14 protein-coding genes are annotated in these 16,983 nt (G+C 70.2%); 9 read left to right on the top strand and 5 right to left on the bottom strand.

Annotated features, from left to right (window positions below):
* Positions 1-9: 9 nt before the first annotated feature.
* The 4 genes from proS to ACYCO6_RS19775 all read left to right on the top strand — a co-directional run bounded on the left by proS (position 10) and on the right by ACYCO6_RS19775 (position 4,042).
* Positions 10-1,335, top strand: coding sequence for a proline--tRNA ligase (proS, locus tag ACYCO6_RS19790; protein ID WP_459762488.1), 1,326 nt, complete (start codon positions 10-12; stop codon positions 1,333-1,335).
* Between the two features lie 8 nt (positions 1,336-1,343).
* Positions 1,344-2,642: a lipoprotein-releasing ABC transporter permease subunit gene (locus ACYCO6_RS19785; RefSeq protein ID WP_459762486.1), complete on the top strand. Its 1,299-nt coding sequence runs from the start codon at positions 1,344-1,346 to the stop codon at positions 2,640-2,642.
* 14 nt (positions 2,643-2,656) lie between these two features.
* Positions 2,657-3,370 carry an ABC transporter ATP-binding protein gene (locus ACYCO6_RS19780; protein ID WP_459762484.1) on the top strand — a complete coding sequence of 238 codons (714 nt, stop codon included), beginning with the start codon at positions 2,657-2,659 and terminating at the stop codon, positions 3,368-3,370.
* A 411-nt stretch (positions 3,371-3,781) separates the two neighbouring features.
* Positions 3,782-4,042, top strand: a complete 261-nt coding sequence (locus tag ACYCO6_RS19775) for a hypothetical protein (RefSeq protein WP_459762482.1) — start codon at positions 3,782-3,784, stop codon at positions 4,040-4,042.
* A gap of 223 nt (positions 4,043-4,265) precedes the next feature.
* On the opposite strand, the gene ACYCO6_RS19770 is transcribed toward ACYCO6_RS19775, so the two are convergent.
* Complete coding sequence (locus ACYCO6_RS19770) at positions 4,266-5,558, bottom strand: glycosyltransferase (RefSeq protein WP_459762480.1); 1,293 nt, start codon at positions 5,556-5,558, stop codon at positions 4,266-4,268.
* A gap of 536 nt (positions 5,559-6,094) precedes the next feature.
* On the opposite strand from ACYCO6_RS19770, the gene dnaE reads away from it, so the two are divergent.
* On the top strand, positions 6,095-9,613 hold the full coding sequence (gene dnaE / locus ACYCO6_RS19765) for a DNA polymerase III subunit alpha (protein ID WP_459762478.1): 3,519 nt from the start codon (positions 6,095-6,097) through the stop codon (positions 9,611-9,613).
* Between the two features lie 138 nt (positions 9,614-9,751).
* Entirely contained in the window at positions 9,752-10,543 is a 792-nt protein-coding gene (locus ACYCO6_RS19760) for a divalent metal cation transporter (RefSeq protein WP_459762476.1), read from the top strand.
* Here ACYCO6_RS19760 and ACYCO6_RS19755 read toward each other — a convergent pair.
* Positions 10,473-11,096, bottom strand: coding sequence for a hypothetical protein (locus tag ACYCO6_RS19755; RefSeq protein ID WP_459762474.1), 624 nt, complete (start codon positions 11,094-11,096; stop codon positions 10,473-10,475). The genes ACYCO6_RS19760 and ACYCO6_RS19755 overlap by 71 nt on opposite strands.
* Positions 11,097-11,271: 175 nt before the next feature.
* Here ACYCO6_RS19755 and ACYCO6_RS19750 point away from each other — a divergent pair, with 175 nt between their 5' ends.
* The gene (locus ACYCO6_RS19750; RefSeq protein ID WP_459762472.1) at positions 11,272-11,415 is read left to right on the top strand and encodes a hypothetical protein; all 144 of its coding nucleotides are present in this window, start codon (positions 11,272-11,274) and stop codon (positions 11,413-11,415) included.
* A 3-nt stretch (positions 11,416-11,418) separates the two neighbouring features.
* Here the strand turns inward: ACYCO6_RS19750 and ACYCO6_RS19745 are convergent, their stop codons facing one another.
* Positions 11,419-12,102: a gamma-glutamylcyclotransferase gene (locus ACYCO6_RS19745; protein WP_459762470.1), complete on the bottom strand. Its 684-nt coding sequence runs from the start codon at positions 12,100-12,102 to the stop codon at positions 11,419-11,421.
* A 19-nt stretch (positions 12,103-12,121) separates the two neighbouring features.
* Positions 12,122-12,523, bottom strand: coding sequence for a hypothetical protein (locus ACYCO6_RS19740; protein ID WP_459762468.1), 402 nt, complete (start codon positions 12,521-12,523; stop codon positions 12,122-12,124).
* 155 nt (positions 12,524-12,678) lie between these two features.
* On the opposite strand from ACYCO6_RS19740, the gene recO reads away from it, so the two are divergent.
* Positions 12,679-13,398, top strand: coding sequence for a DNA repair protein RecO (gene recO, locus ACYCO6_RS19735; RefSeq protein ID WP_459762466.1), 720 nt, complete (start codon positions 12,679-12,681; stop codon positions 13,396-13,398).
* A 196-nt stretch (positions 13,399-13,594) separates the two neighbouring features.
* Complete coding sequence (gene parC / locus ACYCO6_RS19730) at positions 13,595-15,841, top strand: DNA topoisomerase IV subunit A (protein ID WP_459762464.1); 2,247 nt, start codon at positions 13,595-13,597, stop codon at positions 15,839-15,841.
* Between the two features lie 225 nt (positions 15,842-16,066).
* Here the strand turns inward: parC and ACYCO6_RS19725 are convergent, their stop codons facing one another.
* Positions 16,067-16,891: a DNA-3-methyladenine glycosylase family protein gene (locus tag ACYCO6_RS19725; RefSeq protein ID WP_459773624.1), complete on the bottom strand. Its 825-nt coding sequence runs from the start codon at positions 16,889-16,891 to the stop codon at positions 16,067-16,069.
* Positions 16,892-16,983: the final 92 nt, after the last annotated feature.

Raw genomic sequence — 16,983 nt, 5'->3', positions numbered from 1 at the left:
CCTGCAGACATGCGTCTCTCCCGCTACTTCATGCCGACCTTGCGCGAGACGCCCAAGGAAGCCGAGATCGTCTCGCACCGGCTGATGCTGCGCGCCGGCCTGGTCCGCCAGGAAGCTGCCGGCATCTACGCGTGGCTGCCGCTGGGCCTGCGGGTTCTGGAGCGCGTCTGCGCGGTAATCCGCCGGGAGCAGGACCGCTCCGGCGCCATCGAGATCCTGATGCCGACGGTACAATCCGCCGAGCTGTGGCGAGAATCCGGACGCTACAACGCTTACGGCAAGGAGATGCTGCGCCTGAAGGACCGGCACGATCGCGAGATGCTCTACGGCCCCACCGCCGAGGAGATGGTCACCGAGATCTTCCGGGCGAGCGTGCGCTCCTACAAGGACCTGCCCAAGAATCTCTACCAGATCTCGTGGAAGTTCCGCGACGAGGTGCGGCCGCGCTTCGGCACGATGCGCTCGCGCGAGTTCCTGATGAAGGACGCCTACTCGTTCGACTTCGATCAGGCCGGGGCACGCCACGCCTACAACCGCATGTTCGTGGCTTACTTGCGCACCTTCGCGGGACTCGGCCTGAAGGCGATCCCGATGCGCGCCGATACCGGCCCGATCGGCGGCGACCTGTCCCACGAGTTCATCATCCTGGCCAAGACCGGCGAGAGCGAGGTCTTCTGCGACAAGGCCTATCTCGACTTCGAGATTCCGCCCGAGACCGTCGACTTCGACGACGTCGCCGCCCTCCAGGGCATCGTCGATGCCTGGACCTCGCACTACGCGGCCACCGAAGAGATGCACGAGCCGGAGGCCTTCGCGGAGGTGCCGGAGGAGAGCCGCATGGCCGCCCGCGGCATCGAGGTCGGGCACATCTTCTATTTCGGCACCAAGTATTCTGAGCCGATGGGCGCCAAGGTCGCCGGTCCGGACGGGATCGAGCGGCCCGTCCATATGGGCTCCTACGGGATCGGCCCGAGCCGGCTGGTGGCGGCGATCATCGAGGCCAGCCACGACGAGGCCGGCATCATCTGGCCGGACTCCGTCGCCCCCTTCGACGTGGCGCTGATCAACCTCAAGGTCGGTGACGCCGCCACCGACGCCGCCTGCGCGCAGATCCAATCCGACCTGGAGACCGCCGGCCTGTCGGTGCTCTACGACGACCGGGACGAGCGCCCTGGCGCCAAGTTCGCCACCGCCGACCTGATCGGCCTGCCCTGGCAGGTGATCGTCGGGCCGAAAGGACTGGCCGAAGGCAAGGTTGAGCTGAAGCGGCGTGCCGGGGGTGAGCGCGAGAGCCTCGCCACCGTCGACCTGCTGGCCCGCATTCGCCGCGTCTGAGACCTCCCATGGCGGCCTCAGCGGCGATCGATCGGGTGAAGGGCTTCACGGCCTCGCTCCGCGAGGGCACCGCGCCCTTCGCGCCGTTCGAGTGGATCCTCGCCGGCCGCTATCTGCGGGCGCGCCGCCGGGGCGGCGGCGTCTCGGTTGTGGCCTTCTTCTCGGTGCTCGGCATCGCGCTCGGGGTCGCGACGCTGATCATCGTCCTCTCGGTGATGAACGGATTCCGGGCGGAGCTGCTGTCGAAGATCGTGGGCATCAACGGCCACCTCTTCGCCACGCCGATCGACCGGCCGTTCAACGACTGGGCCGACCTTTCCGAACGCCTGTCGAAGGTGGCGGGCGTGCGCGCAGCGGTGCCGCTTGTGGAGGGGCAGGCCTTCGCGTCGTCGCAATACGGCGGCTCGGGCGTCATCATCCGCGGCGTGCGGGCCGCCGATCTCGAGGCGCTGGCGGCCGTGTCCACCTCGATCCGCGGCGGTACCCTGGAGGGCTTCGACGACGGCACCGGCGTACTGATCGGACGGCGGCTGGCCGACACGCTGGGGCTGCAGGCCGGCGACACCATCACGCTGGTCACGCCCAAGGGCTCCTCCACGCCCTTCGGAACGGCGCCGCGCACCAAGAGCTACACGGTCAAGGCGGTGTTCGAGGTCGGCATGACCGAGTTCGACCAGACCTTCGTGTTCATGCCCCTCTCCGAAGCCCAGGCCTTCTTCAACAAGGACGGCGACGTCAGCATGATCGAGGTCTATGTCGACGACCCCGACCATGTCGGCGACATGCGCGAGCCGCTGGAGATGGCGGCCGAGCGCCCGATCCTGCTGACCGACTGGCGGCAGCGCAACCGGACCTTCTTCGGGGCGCTGGAGGTCGAGCGCAACGTGATGTTCCTGATCCTCAGCCTGATCGTCGTGGTGGCGACGCTGAACATCATCTCGGGGCTGATCCTGCTGGTGCGCGACAAGTCGAGTGACATCGCGATCCTGCGCACCATGGGAGCGACGCCCGGCACGATCATGCGGGTGTTCCTGATCAACGGCGCGCTGATCGGCGTGGTCGGGACGCTCAGCGGTCTGGCGCTCGGCATCCTGATCACGCTCAACATCAAGCCGATCCAGCACGTGCTGTTTCCGGGCGCCTGGGACCCGACCGTGCGGTTCCTCGCCGAGATCCCGGCCCAGATGAACCCGAAGGAGATCACCGCCGTGGTGATCACCGCGCTGCTGCTGTCGCTCGCCGCGACGCTCTATCCCTCCTGGCGCGCCGCCCGGCTCGATCCGGTGCAGGCCCTCCGCTACGGCTGACGGGCCGCCTCCTCATGAGCGATTCGAGCCAGAGAACCGGTGCCCAGCCGGTGCCGGCCCTGTTCTTTTCCCGCGTGGAGCGGCGCTACCCCCAGGCCGAGGGCGCGCTCGAGATCCTGCGCGGCGCGGACCTCGCGATCTGGCCGGGGGAGCTGGTGGCGCTGGTGGCGCCGTCCGGCGCCGGCAAGTCGACCCTGCTGCACCTCGCCGGCCTCCTGGAGCGTCCGGACGGCGGCGAGATCTATATCGGCGGGCAGCCCACCGCCGCGATGCCGGATGCCGAGCGCACCCGCCTGCGGCGCGAGGAGATGGGCTTCGTCTACCAGTTCCACCACCTGCTGCCGGAATTCTCGGCGCTGGAGAACGTGGTGATGCCGCAGCTCATCCGCGGCCTGAAGAGCCCGGAGGCCAAAAGCCGCGCCACCGAGCTCCTGAGCTTCCTCGGCCTCAAGGAGCGCCTGCCGCATCGCCCGGCCGAGCTGTCGGGGGGCGAGCAGCAGCGCGTCGCCATCGCCCGGGCGGTGGCCAATGGGCCGCGGCTGCTGCTCGCCGACGAGCCCACCGGCAACCTCGATCCGGGCACGGCCGGCCACGTCTTCTCGGTGCTGCTCGCCCTGGTGCGGGCTTCCGGGCTCGCCGCGCTGGTCGCGACCCACAATCTCGACCTCGCCGCCCGCATGGACCGGCGGGTGACGATCCGCGACGGGATGATCACGCCGCTCGACTGAGCGCCGGCGACACGCGCGGTGCGGCGAGCGCTTTACTGGGGCTTGGCCGGAGGGCGATCGCCTGCTCCCGGCTGAGGCCGGCCCGTCGTCCTCACCCTTGCAGGGCAGAGTATCTTCGCTGCGGGCTCATCCGCCTGATCACGCGCCACGCGCCGATCGCAGGCCCGATCGCTCGGGCCGCGGCCGCCCGGACGGCCTTCCGGTCGCTGGATTTCGTGTGCTGGGACATTCCGGTGCCCATCGGAGCCGCCGCGGGGTGCGCGGCGCGCCCAAGAGCACGCATCTTTTAATCCACCCCGCCGCGTGCGACGCGGCACGCCGCGACAGACATCGCCACCATATATAGTAATCACGCAAGACAAAACAGAACCGGACAAACGGTCTGTACTCTGCAATCTCTGGAGCAACCTCATGAAGAGCCGTTTAGCTGCCGCACTCACTGTACTTGTCCTTGGAGGCGCGCCGCTCTCGTCAGCCATGGCGGCCAACGAGACCCGCTGGACCGGCTTTGCCCCCTATACGCCAGAGACCACCGGCGCGCTCGGGCTCGGCGCCCACGATGCGCCCTTCTACGAGGGCTGCCCGATGAGCTCGGCGGCCGAGGGCAATGCCAACCAGCAGACCCGCCCTGTGAAGCAGTACGGCCAGACCGCCGGCGGATACCGCTGCTGATCCGGCGGGGAGGCGGATGAAGCTCAAGGCTCTCTCCTACGCGATGATCGGCGCTTTCGTGAGCGGCCTTGTCATGACGCTCGTCGGCTCGGTCAGCGTGCTGCTGAGCCACTGATGCCGCGGCGCTGCCCGACGCAGGGGCGGCGCCGCTCCGGACATTCCGGCCAGGGCTCAGGGCTGGATGGCCGCGATCAAGCTGAACGGATCCGAGCCCTGTCGGGGATCAGTGCCCCGGAGCGGAGCCTGCTGCGCGGCGCCGGCCGGCTTCGGTCCGTGCATCCGAGGCGGCCAGCGCCTCGAGATGATCACAGGCCTCCGTGATCGCGTCGCGGCTCTCCGCCATGCGCGCCCGGGCCTGCGCGCAGGCCCGGATCACTGCCGGGTCGGTCAGCAGCCGGCCAATCACCCGGGCGGCGCGGGCCGGCCGAAAGGCACGGCGGCTCAGGGTGGCCCCGAGAGTCCGGTCCTTCAGGCGCCGCCCCTCGTCGAAATGATCGAACGCCACCGGGACCACGAGCTGCGGGATACCCGCCGCAAGCGCCTGCGCCACCGTCCCGACGCCGCCGTGATGGACCAGGACGGCGCTCCGGGGCAGCAACGCGCTCAAGGGGGCGTAGGGCAGGTGGATGATCCCGTCCGGCAAAGGCTTCGGGATCTGGCCGCCCTGCGGCGCGAGCAGGACTCCGCGCCGGCCCATCCGGCCGCAGATCTTCACCGCGGTGTCGAAGAAGCCGGCGCCCTGGCGCATCGCCGAGCCGTAGGTGAATACGATCGGCGCCTCGCCCTCCGCCAGGAAGGCCTCCAGCTCCTGCGGCATCGCCGGCACGTCGCCGAACCGATCGACGAGGGGGAAGCCGAGTTGCACCGCCTGGGCGGGCCAGTCAGCCTGCGGCTCGGCATACCAGTCGGGGAACATGAGCAGCATGCGCGCCGGGCTGTTCCACCAGTGCCGCAGCCGGTAGACCGGATCGAGGCCGAGGCGCTCGCGCAGGGCGTTCAGCGGAGGCAGCGTGAACGGACCGACCGCGACCTTGTCGACGCCGAGATTCACGTAGGCGCGCAGCGCGGCCGGCAGGAAGCGCGGCAGCGGCAGCCCCGGCAGCCGGGGCGGATCGTACCGGCTCTCGATCAGGAACGGCATCACGTGCAGCGTGGCAGTGGGCAGGTCGTAAAGATCCTGGGCGAGCCGCGCCCCCCAGCCCAGCGGTGAGGCGACCACGAGCAGGTTGACGCCGCGCGCCCGGGTCGCCCCGAGCCACAGACAGGCCGGCTCCGCCACCTGCAGGGCATAATCGAACATGGGCCGGAAGCCCTGTTGTGGATGCCAGAGATCCGGCTGCCGGATCACCGCCTCGTAATCGGAAACCGTGCCGAGAGGCTGGAAAGCGAGGCCGGCGCGGCGCGCCATGGCCTCGAACGGTGCCGGGGCCGCCAGCGAGACGCCGTGCCCGCGCGCCAGGAGTTGGTGCCCCAGCGCGATGAACGGCAACACGTCGCCGTGTGTCCCGACAGCCACCAGAGCGATGTCGAGCCGTCCGACCGTTCGTTGCGCGGAAATGGCCTGCTCCTTCGAACCCCCCGATCAGCTGACGAGTTCGCCTTGTTCCGGGGCCATGCCAGCCCGCCCGATGCGTATCAAGTCACTTTTTACCGAGATTCAAAAGCGCGGGGAGGGTGCGCCCGCAGGCTCTTCCATCAGAACAAAACATGAACATAATAGGCCTCGAACACGGGAGGCACGACGATGCTGAAGCGGGTGGTCCTGACCGGGATGGTCGAATTCATGGCGTTCGGAATGCTGTTCGCCGCGGTTGGCGCCTGGGCAATAGCTCTGGCACCGGTTCGTTAGCCGGTCTTTATCGCGACCTTGCGGAGGCACCGTTCCGGCAGGCACGCACAGGAAATTGCCGCGGCCCGGCTCGGTCGTCGGCGATCGGTGGGATTCTGGTCTGAGGGCCAAAAGGATAGTGGATAGTGCCGGCGCTGATGCACGGCGGGTACAGCCCTGCGTAGCCCGAGCGACGATGCTGGCAGGCTGTAAGTGGGACCGCCATGCCAAAAGTCCTGAAGGAAGTCGGGTTCGTCCACCTCCATGTCCACTCGTCCTATTCCCTGCTTGAAGGGGCACTGAAGGTCGGCTCCCTGATCAAGGCCGCGGTGGCGGACCGCCAGCCGGCCCTGGCGCTCACCGACACCAACAACCTGTTCGGGGCGCTCGAATTCTCCGAGAAGGCAGCCGGAGAGGGTGTCCAGCCGATCGCCGGCGTGCAGCTCTCGGTGGCGTTCGAGTCCGCCGATCCGCACCAGCGCCAGGCGCCCACGAGCCACGGCATCGTGCTCCTCGCCCAGGACGAGACCGGCTACGCCAACCTGCTGCGGCTGGCGAGCCGCGCCTATTTCGACACGGCGCTCGGCGAGGCACCCCGCCTCGACGCCGCGGCGCTCGCCGGATCCTCGGACGGGCTGATCGCACTCACCGGCGGCCTGTCCGGTCCGCTCGATGCTGCCTTCCGGGCCGGGCGGCCCGAACTGGCGCTCGCCCGCCTGAAGCGGCTCAAGGAGGCGTTCGGCGAGGACCGGCTCTACGTCGAGTTGCAGCGCCACGGCCTGCCCGAGGAGGGGCGAGTCGAAACCGCGCTCCTCGACCTCGCCGGACGGCACGGCCTCGGCATCGTCGCGACGAACGAGCCCTACTTCGCCAAGCCCGACGATTACGACGCGCACGACGCGCTGCTCGCCATCGCGGAGGGCCGCCTCGTCTCGGACGAGCGCCGCCGTCGGCTGACGCCGAGCCACGCGTTCAAGACCCGGGCCGAGATGGCCGAGCTGTTCCGCGACCTGCCGGACGCGCTCCAGGCCACCGTCGAGATCGCCATGCGCTGCGCCGTCCGGGCGCGGACCCGTAAGCCGATCCTGCCGAATTTCGGCGCCGTGGCAGCGGGCGAAACGCCGCCCATGGCGGAGGCCCTGGCGGAGGCGGCGGACACCGGCGTGCAGGCGGTCTCGGCCGACGAGCCGACCGAGCTGCGCCGGCAGGCCGAGGCCGGGCTGGAGCTGCGCCTGAAGCAGCACGGCACGGCGCCGGGCTTCTCGGAGGAGGATTACCGCAAGCGCCTCGCCTTCGAGCTCGACGTCATCGTCAAGATGAAGTTCCCGGGCTACTTCCTGATCGTCTCGGACTTCATCAAGTGGGCCAAGGACCACGACATCCCCGTGGGTCCGGGCCGCGGCTCGGGCGCCGGCTCGCTGGTGGCGTGGTCGCTGCTCATCACCGACCTCGACCCGCTGCGTTTCGGCCTGCTGTTCGAGCGCTTCCTCAACCCCGAGCGCGTCTCGATGCCGGATTTCGACATCGACTTCTGCGTCGAGGGCCGCGAGCGGGTGATCCGCTACGTGCAGCAGCGCTACGGCGAGGGGCAGGTCGGGCAGATCATCACCTTCGGTACGCTCCTCGCCCGCGGCGTGCTGCGCGACGTCGGCCGCGTGCTGGAGATGCCCTACGGGCAAGTCGACAAGCTGACCAAGCTCGTGCCGCAGAACCCCGCGAACCCCGTGACGCTCGCCCAGGCGATCGAGGGCGAGCCGAAGCTCCAGCAGGCCATGGAGGAGGAGCCGATCGTCGCCCGGCTCATCGACATCGCCAAGAAGCTGGAAGGCCTGCACCGGCACGCCTCGACCCACGCGGCCGGCGTGGTGATCGGCGACCGGCCGCTGGAGGAGCTGGTCCCGCTCTACCGAGACCCGAAGACCGGCATGCGGGTGACCCAGTTCAACATGAAATGGGTCGAGCAGGCGGGGCTGGTGAAGTTCGACTTCCTGGGTCTCAAGACCCTGACGATGCTGCGCTGCTGCACGGATCTGCTGAAGAACCGCGGCATCGGGATCGACCTCGCCTCCCTGCCGCTGGATGACCGGAAGACCTACGAGCCCATGGGCCGGGGCGAGACGGTCGGCGTGTTCCAGGTGGAATCGGCCGGCATGCGCAAGGCGCTCTGCGAGATGCAGGCCGACCGCCTGGAGGACATCATCGCGCTGGTGGCGCTCTACCGGCCGGGCCCGATGGCCAACATCCCGGTCTATTGCGAGCGCAAGCTCGGCCGCGACGCCGGCAACGAGGCGTCCTGGTACCCGGATCCGAAGCTGGAGCCGATGCTGAAGGAGACCTTCGGCATCATCGTCTACCAGGAACAGGTGATGGAGATCGCCAAGGTTCTCGCCGGCTACTCGCTCGGCGAGGCCGACATGCTCCGGCGCGCCATGGGCAAGAAGATCCGCGCCGAGATGGACGCGCAGCGCGACCGCTTCCTCAAGGGCTGCACCGAGCGCGGGCTGACCAAGGCCAAGGCCAACGAGATCTTCGACCTGCTGGCGAAGTTCGCCGATTACGGCTTCAACAAGAGCCACGCGGCGGCCTACGCGCTGCTGACCTACCAGACCGCCTACCTGAAGGCGAACTACCCGGTCGAGTTCCTGGCCGCCGCCATGACGCTCGACATCGACAACACCGACAAGCTCGCCGAATTCCGCCAGGACGCGCAGCGCCTCAAGATCACGGTCGAGCCGCCCTCGATCAACACCTCCGGCGAGGTGTTCGAGGTACGCGACGGCAAGATCTTCTACGCGCTGGCGGCCATCAAGGGTGTCGGCCGCGAGGCGGTTCGGGCGCTGGTGGAGGCGCGGGGCGACCGCCCGTTCAAGGACCTCGCCTGCCTCGCCCGCCGGCTGAACCCGCGGCTGATCAACAAGCGCACCCTGGAGAGCCTCGTCCAGGCCGGGGCGCTCGACTGCATCGAGCCGGACCGGGCCCGGGCCTTCGCGGCGATCGAACCGATGATGAAGCTCGCCGCCAGCGCGGCGGAAGCGGAATCCGCCGGCGTCACCGACATGTTCGGCGGCGTGGTGGCGGACGACGTGAGCTTGCGCATCCCGCCGCACGAGATCTGGCCCATGGCCGACACGCTCAAGCGGGAATACGCGGCGATCGGGTTCTTCATCTCGGGCCACCCGCTCGACGAGTACGGCGACCTGCTGGACAAGCTGCGCGTCCAGAGCTGGGCCGATTTCTGCCGCGCGGTGCGAGCCGGAACCAGCAGCGTCGGCCGCGTGGCGGCCTCGGTGCTCGACCGGGCGGAGCGGCGCACCAAGACCGGCAACAAGATGGGCATCGTGACCCTCTCAGACCGGACCGCCCATTTCGAGGCGATCATCTTCTCCGAGGGGCTCGGTCAGTACCGCGACATCCTCGAGCCGGGCCGCCCGCTCGTGCTCCAGCTCCAGGCGAACCTGGAGGGCGAGGATGTCCGCGCCCGGATCCTCACCGCGGAGCCCCTCGATCAGGCGGTGGCGCGCCACCAGAAGGGCATGCGGATCCATCTGAGCGACCCACGCGGGGTCGCGCCCGTGCAGCAGCGGCTGTCGATGCGCGGCGAGAGCGAAGTCTCGCTGATCCTCAAGCTCGACGGCGGCGGGCGCGAGGTGGAGATCCGGCTGCCGGGCAAGTTCCAGGCGACCCCGGCGCTGGCCGGCCAGCTCCGGACCGTGCCGGGCGTGGTGCAGGTGGAGGTCAGCTGAGCGGAGTGCTGCGGCGCGGGCTAACACCCGCGCGATCGTCAGCTTTGGAGAGGTGCGGTGGACGGGACGCCTCTGCCCGCCGCACCGAACAGCCCCGGATCCGGCTGGTTGGACCTCTGCGCCTTGCTGCGAGGATCCATGGATCAGCCCCGCCCGAAGCCGACGACCGAGACGGATGATCCGGGCCAGCACCGGCCGGGGGGTGGCCTCCTGCACGCACTTGGGACGGGCGTGATCACGGGCGCGGCCGACGACGATCCCTCCGCCATCGGGACTTACGCGAGTGCCGGCGCCAAGTTCGGCCTCGGGTTCCCCTGGATCGCGCCGGCCGTCCTGCCGATGATGTACGTGGTCGTGTGCATCTCGGCCAAGCTCGGACAAGTCTACGGCAAGGGCCTGTTCGCCATCGTGCGCGACCGCTACCCGCGCTGGATCCTCTACCCGCTCGTACTCGGTGCCTTCTCGGGCAATGTCATCGAGGCGGCGGCCAACCTCGGCGGGATCGGCGCGGCCTACGACCTCGTGCAGGGGTTCGGCCGGGAGGGGAGCCTTCACGCCCGCCCGAGCGAGGCCAAGCTGTTCTACGGCACCATCGCGGCCGTGACGGCGCTGGCGGCCGGGCTGAACTTCCTCGGCTTCAACCCGATGCGGGCCCTGGTCTGGTCCGGCATCGTGCAGGGCTTCTCGGTGCCGCCGCTCCTGCTGCTCATGATGCGGATGACCAACGACCGGGCCATGATGGGCGCGCACCAACGGGCAGGTGACGACCTGGCTGGGCCGGATCACCACCGCGGTGACGTTCCTCGCCACGGTTTGCCTCGTCGTGACGTGGTTCCCGTGAGGCGCGGGCCAGGCCGCCTCAGAACGGCGCTGCCAAGCAGCCGCCGAGGGCGCTCTTCAGCGCGGCGGCGTCGGATTCCGCCACCGTGAACGTCGCCGTCAGGGCCGGGTCGCCGCCCCGCGGGCTCGCCTGCGTCCAAGTGAGCTTGGTGCCGGGCTGGGTGAGCGCCAGGGCGACGCCGCGCAGCGGATCCTCGCTGCGGCGGGCCCCCGTCACTGTCATGGTGAAGCCGGCCTCCGCCCCGGTCGCCGCACCCTGGACCGGCATGCGTACGGAACGCACGCTGCCGGCGCTGGAGACCAGGATCCCGGTGAGCGGCGTCGCGCTGCCGGAGCCTTCCAGCCCGGCGAAGTCGAAGCGCGGCGCCAGCTCGGCATAGCGCGGTACCGTCAGGGCCGCCGACAGGCCGGTTCCGGCCGGATCGCAGGCGACGTGCAGGGTCGCGGAACGCTGATCGGTGCCCAGATCGGCGGCGCCGGACAGGTCCGCGCTGCCTCCGGGCGCCCTGGCGCCCCCGGCCAGCAGCGGCGTCCGCCCGGTGAGGATGTCGGACAGCCTGTCTCCGCGGCTCAACGGCCCAGCGAGGAGGGCCACCGCGGCGATGACCACGACCGCCAGGGCTACGCCGATCCGGAGCCGCATTCCTTCCTCCGCCTGTGGACATTCCGGGCCGGCGGCATAGACGATCGCGGCTCCGCCGCAACCCTTCGTTCACCAAAACCGCAGGAACTGCGCCGCGGCCCCACCCGAGTGCGCCGCAGCAACTCCCCACAAACAGATCGATCCTATGCACCGACGCTTAAGCTTGAGCGTCGCGATGCGCACGAAGATCCTGCTCGTCCTCACCCTCTTGGTCTACGTCACGACCGGCCGCGCCCCCGGGATCCGGGAGCCGCGCAACCCGGATGCGGAGCACGCGGGCGGGCGCGTCGCCGTCGTGATGAAGCGGGCCTGGTCCTGAAGCTCAGGACCCCGGCGCGCAGGCCCTGAGCCGTTCGGCCACAAGGGCCTGGAGGCTCCAGAGGTGCCGGTCGCGGATGCCGAGCCGCTCGCAGGCCTCCACGGTCCGGAACAGGTACTCGGCGCTCGGCCCCTTATGCCCGCAGGCGGCAGCGATCTTGTCGGCGATCTCGGCATCCGAGAGCCGGCCGGCGTAGCGGTCGCTGGCACGGTTGGCCAGGAAGGTGAGCGCCGAGACCGTCCCGGCCTCGGTGGCCACCGGCAGCCAGCGGGCGACGTAGCCCCGGCCGCGCATCTCCCGCCGCCAGACGGGCATCAGCGCCTCGCGGATCTCCATCCCGGGCAGGCGGAAGGCGACGCCCCGGCACAGGCCGCCGCGATCGAGGGCCAGGACGAAGCCCGGCCGCTCGGGTGTGCCGCGAAAGCGCCGCTGCAGCAGACAGAAGCGGCGGTGGAAGCCGCGCACCGTCCCGATCCTGCGCTCGGCCACCGGGAATTCCGGATTCCACATCAGCGAGCCGTAGGCGAAGACCCAGAGGTCGCTGCCTTCGCGGCCGGCGACGATGTCCTCCAGCCCAGGGCGCAGCTCCGCGTCGCTGAGGATGTCGAGGGCGCTCGGGTCGTCGGGCACGGGATCGGAATGGGCGCGGGCGATTAGATCGAGGCTGAGGTCGAGGGCGGGGGGCATGACCCTCAACGCCGCGGCCTCACCGCTTGTTGCCCAGCGCGTCGAGCTCCGGGAAGGGCCGTGTGCGGTGCCCGCTGCAGACCTCGTCGTCGTCGAGAACCGTGAGCCGGTCGTTCCCGTAGTGCAACGCCACCTTCGGCCGCTCGGGCTTGCCGAAGGTCCGGCCGTACATACGGCCCGAGACGCAGTAGATCACCCGGCCCTCGTCCTCGATCGGCCCGGCGATCCGGCTGCCCGCGAACCGCACCGGCAGCAGCGAGACCGAACCGAAGGCGACCTGCTTCAGCGCCAAGGCGGCGATCCGCTGGAGGAGAGCCGGGGAGGGCGCATCCTCGGGTGCGGACGTGCCCGTCCGCGGCGCGGCATGAGTCCCGGCGGCGGCGAGGGAGAGGATGACGACGAGGGCGGCGCGGGGCGGCATCGGTCACCGCTAAGCGGCCAAGGCTGCCTGGGGCTGGCGAGCGCGCGGGCAGCGTCGGTCGACACGGATCCCTATATGATGGGGACGTGCGGAGCGCGTCGGTCGCGCGCCGCACCCCACCCACTCCGACCCCTCACCTCAAGACGCGACGCGCGATGCAATGGACCGACGACGCCCTGGTGCTCGGCCTGCGCCGGCACGGGGAGACCGGCGTCATCCTGGAGGCGATGACCGAGCATCACGGGCGCCATCTCGGCCTCGTGCATGGCGGGCGCTCGCGCCGGATGCAGCCGGTGCTTCAACCCGGCAACCGCGTCCGGCTGACTTGGCGGGCGCGCCTCGACGAGGGCCTCGGCTCCTACGCGGTCGAGCCGCTCGAGTCGCAGGTGTCGCGGCTGATCGGGTCGAGCCTCGCCCTCTACGGAATGGGCCACATGGCCGCCCTGTTGCGGCTTCTTCCGGAGCGCGATCCGCATCCGGCGCTCTACGCGGCAGCCGGGATCCTGGTCGAGCTTCTCGACGATCCGGCCATCGCACCGCCGCTGATGGTCCGGTTCGAGCTGGCGATCCTGGCGGAACTCGGCTTCGGCCTCGACCTGACGGCCTGCGCGGCCACCGGCGGCAACGACGCCCTGGCCTACGTGTCGCCGAAGAGCGGCCGGGCGGTCAGCGCCTCGGCGGGCGAGCCGTACCGCGATCGCCTGCTGGCCCTCCCGACTTTCCTGCACGCGGGCGGCCCCCCCGGCCCGGACGGCGTTGCGCAAGGGTTTACCTTGACGGGGTACTTCCTGGACCGGCACGTCTGGGGTCCGCGCGGCCTCGGCATGCCCGAGGAGCGGGCGCGATTCGTTGCGCTCGGCCGCGAGGCCAGGTAATGTTCGCGTTATGTTCTAACTGCTCGCGACCGTTGCTCCGGGGCGCCGCAGGCGAGCCTGGAATCCAGAGCCGCCACGCCGCCGGATGCAATGGGCATCGTCCGGCAGGGGCGGCATGTCTGGATTCCAGGCTCCGCTTCGCGGCCCCGGACTGACGGGCGAGCCGGCAGAGACGTCGAGAGTTTAAGGAGCCGTCATGGGCCAGCCCTTCGAGCCGCCGTCCGGCGACGGGATCGAGAGCGTTGAACTGAAATCCGCGCTTGAGGAGCGCTACCTCGCCTACGCGCTCTCCACGATCATGCACCGGGCGCTGCCGGATGCCCGCGACGGCCTGAAGCCCGTGCACCGGCGCATCCTGTACGGGATGCGGCTGCTCCGGCTCGACCCGACCACCGCGCACAAGAAATGCGCCAAGATCGTCGGCGACGTGATGGGCGATTTCCACCCCCACGGCGACCAGGCGATCTACGACGCGCTGGTGCGGCTCTCCCAGGATTTCGCCCAGCGCTACCCGCTGGTCGACGGCCAGGGCAATTTCGGCAACATCGACGGCGACGGGCCTGCCGCCTACCGCTACACCGAGGCGCGGCTCACCGAGGTCGCCCGGCTGCTCCTCGACGGGATCGACGAGGACACGGTCGATTTCCGGCCCTCCTACAACGGCGAGAAGGAGGAGCCGGTGGTGCTGCCGGCGGCCTTCCCGAACCTGCTCGCCAACGGCAGCCAGGGCATCGCGGTCGGCATGGCGACCTCGATCCCGCCGCACAACGCCGCCGAGCTCTGCGACGCGGCGCTCTACCTGATCAACCACCCCGAGGCGACCTCGGGGCAACTCGCCAAGTTCGTCCAGGGGCCGGACTTCCCCACGGGCGGCATCTTGGTCGATTCGGCCGAGTCGATCGCCGAGGCTTACCGGACCGGGCGCGGCGCCTTCCGGGTCCGTGCCCGCTGGACCAAGGAGGATCTCGGCCGCGGCACCTGGAACATCGTCGTCACCGAGATCCCCTACGGCATTCCGAAGGGCCGGCTGATCGAGAAGATGGCCGAGCTCCTTCAGGAGAAGAAACTCCCGCTCCTGGCCGACGTGCGCGACGAGTCGGCCGAGGATGTGCGCATCGTGCTGGAGCCGCGCTCGCGCACGGTGGATCCGGTGATCCTGATGGAATCGCTGTTCCGGCTCACCGAGCTCGAGGCGCGGATCCCGCTCAACCTCAACGTCCTGGTCGGCGGCCTCGTGCCGAAGGTGATCGGGCTCGCCGAGTGCCTGCGCGAGTGGGTCGACCACCGCCGCGTGGTGCTGCAGCGCCGCTCCCGCTACCGCCTCGGTCAGATCGACCGCCGCCTGGAGATCCTGGGCGGCCTGCTCATCGTCTACCTCGACCTCGACGAGGTGATCCGCATCATCCGCGAGGAGGACGAGCCGAAGACGGCGCTGATGGCCCGGTTCGAGCTCACCGAGGTCCAGGCCAACGCCATCCTCGACACCCGCCTGCGCTCCCTGCGCAAGCTGGAGGAGATGGAGCTGAAGCGTGAGTTCGAGGCGCTCACCGCCGAGAAGGCCGAGATCGACGCGCTGCTCGCCTCCGAGCCGGCGCAGTGGAAGGCGATCCAGGCGCAGATCCGCGCCGTGAAGAAGACCTTCGGCCCCGAAACCAAGCTCGGCAAGCGCCGCACGACGCTGGCGAGCCCGCCGGATGTGGGCGGCATCGACTTCACCGCGGCTTTGGTCGAGCGCGAGCCGATCACCGTGATCGTCTCCACCAAGGGCTGGATCCGGGCTCTGAAGGGCCACGTCGCCGACCTCTCGGGCGTGGCGTTCAAGGGCGACGACAGCCTGAAGATCGCCTTCCCGACCGAGACCACGCAGAAGATCCTGCTGCTCGCCACCAATGGCAAGGTGTTCACGCTCGAGGCCTCGAAGCTGCCGGGCGGGCGCGGCTTCGGTGACCCGGTGCGGCTGATGGCCGACCTCGACGACGGCACCGAGATCGTGGCGGCGCTGCCCTACCGGCCGGAGACCAAGCTGCTCATCGCGGGCTCGGACGGGCGCGGCTTCGTGGCGCCGTCCGACGCGCTGGTGGCCAACACCCGCAAAGGCAAGAACGTGCTCGGCCTCGACGGCGACGCCACCGCGGCCGTGCTGGTGCCGGCGGAGGGCGACCACGTGGCGGTGGTGAACACGGAAAAGCTGCTGCTGATCTTCCCGATCTCCGAGGTGGCGGAACTCGCCCGCGGCAAGGGCGTGCGGCTCCAGCGCTGTCGCAGCGGCCAGCTCATGGACGCGCATGTCTTCAAGCTGGCGGACGGCCTGCCCTGGCAGGACGGCTCGCCGGAGGGGCGTCTCGCCAACACGTCGGTGCTGGAGAAGTGGCTTGGCCACCGGGCCGAGGTCGGGCTGATGATGGCGCGCAGCTTCCCGAAATTCGAGCGTTTCGGACGCTGAGCGGCGGTGTCCCCGACTGACGGCGTGAGGGACCTCCAACCCACCCCCTCATCCTGAGGTGCCGAAGCGCAGCGGCGGCCGCCTTTGGGGCTGCTGCGCAGCACCTCAGGATGAGGGCGAGGTTGGGACGAAGCTCGTTTCAGGGGCTCACCAAGTCGCGCTCTCTCCGATACGGTGTTGTCCGTCTCTCGGTCGGTCGCCCGGATCGGGCAGGTTCGCTGCGGATCAGCGCCCCTTCACGGCCGCCTCGTCCGCCGCCCAGAGGTGCTGCGCCGCGTAGGCCCGGAACGGGCGCCACGCCTCGGCCCGGGCGAGGAGCGCGGCCGGGCTCGGGCGGCCGGCGCCGGTCTCAAGGGCCCGCAGCAGGCCGACATCGCCCACCGGCAGGGCGTCCGGCAGCTTGAGGGCCCGCATGGCGATGTACTGCGCCGTCCACGGGCCAATTCCCCGAATCGCCGTGAAGCGCAGGATCGCGGCCTCCAAAGTCTCGGCCGGGGCGAACAGATCCGGATTGGCCAGCGCTGCCGCGGCGAGCGCCCGGATCGCCGCGCCGCGGGCGCGCGGCATGTTGAGGGCCAGGGCGATGTCCGCCTCGGCCAGGGCTTCCGGTTCCGGGAAGACGTGGGTCAGGCCGCCCAGCGGCTCCGCGAGCGGCGTCCCGAAGGCCGCCACCAGCTTTCCGGCGAGCCGGATCGCGGCCGAGACCGAGACCTGCTGACCGAGGATCGCCCGGCAGCCCGTCTCGAATGGATCCCAGCCCCCCGGCAGCCGTAAGCCCGGTCGTGCCGCCACGAGTGGGGCGAGAACCGGATCTCGGGCGAGGCAGCCCGCGATCGCGGCCGGGTCGGCGTCGCAGTCGAACAGGCGGCGCAGGCGCCCGGCGACCGCCGGGACGGCGCCGGCCTCAATGCCGCGGAGGCCAACCTGCAGGCCGCCCGCGCCGGGCTCCACCGTCAGGACGCCGTAGCGCCCCTCGACGCTAACCGTGCGCGCGTAGGCCGATCCGGCGGGGTCAGCCGCCTCGACGCCCGGGATCGCGCGCTTGGCCAGGAAGGCGTGGATCGCCGGCCAGTCGTAGGACGCGCGATAGGGCAGGCGGAGGCCGAACGCGGCCGGGGTCTCCGCAAACGCGAAGGGCGGCC

Source organism: Methylobacterium sp. CM6257, assembly GCF_054611515.1.
This window is presented reverse-complemented; position numbering and strand designations above follow the sequence as displayed.

What these genes read in the sequence shown, in the direction of transcription:
- ACYCO6_RS19745 (WP_459762470.1), bottom strand. Translation starts at nt 12,102, where the DNA reads ATGCCCCCCGCCCTCGACCTCAGCCTCGATCTAATCGCCCGCGCCCAT.
- proS (WP_459762488.1), top strand. Translation starts at nt 10, where the DNA reads ATGCGTCTCTCCCGCTACTTCATGCCGACCTTGCGCGAGACGCCCAAG.
- ACYCO6_RS19780 (WP_459762484.1), top strand. Translation starts at nt 2,657, where the DNA reads ATGAGCGATTCGAGCCAGAGAACCGGTGCCCAGCCGGTGCCGGCCCTG.
- recO (WP_459762466.1), top strand. Translation starts at nt 12,679, where the DNA reads ATGCAATGGACCGACGACGCCCTGGTGCTCGGCCTGCGCCGGCACGGG.
- ACYCO6_RS19740 (WP_459762468.1), bottom strand. Translation starts at nt 12,523, where the DNA reads ATGCCGCCCCGCGCCGCCCTCGTCGTCATCCTCTCCCTCGCCGCCGCC.
- parC (WP_459762464.1), top strand. Translation starts at nt 13,595, where the DNA reads ATGGGCCAGCCCTTCGAGCCGCCGTCCGGCGACGGGATCGAGAGCGTT.
- ACYCO6_RS19755 (WP_459762474.1), bottom strand. Translation starts at nt 11,096, where the DNA reads ATGCGGCTCCGGATCGGCGTAGCCCTGGCGGTCGTGGTCATCGCCGCG.
- dnaE (WP_459762478.1), top strand. Translation starts at nt 6,095, where the DNA reads ATGCCAAAAGTCCTGAAGGAAGTCGGGTTCGTCCACCTCCATGTCCAC.
- ACYCO6_RS19750 (WP_459762472.1), top strand. Translation starts at nt 11,272, where the DNA reads ATGCGCACGAAGATCCTGCTCGTCCTCACCCTCTTGGTCTACGTCACG.
- ACYCO6_RS19760 (WP_459762476.1), top strand. Translation starts at nt 9,752, where the DNA reads ATGGATCAGCCCCGCCCGAAGCCGACGACCGAGACGGATGATCCGGGC.
- ACYCO6_RS19775 (WP_459762482.1), top strand. Translation starts at nt 3,782, where the DNA reads ATGAAGAGCCGTTTAGCTGCCGCACTCACTGTACTTGTCCTTGGAGGC.
- ACYCO6_RS19785 (WP_459762486.1), top strand. Translation starts at nt 1,344, where the DNA reads ATGGCGGCCTCAGCGGCGATCGATCGGGTGAAGGGCTTCACGGCCTCG.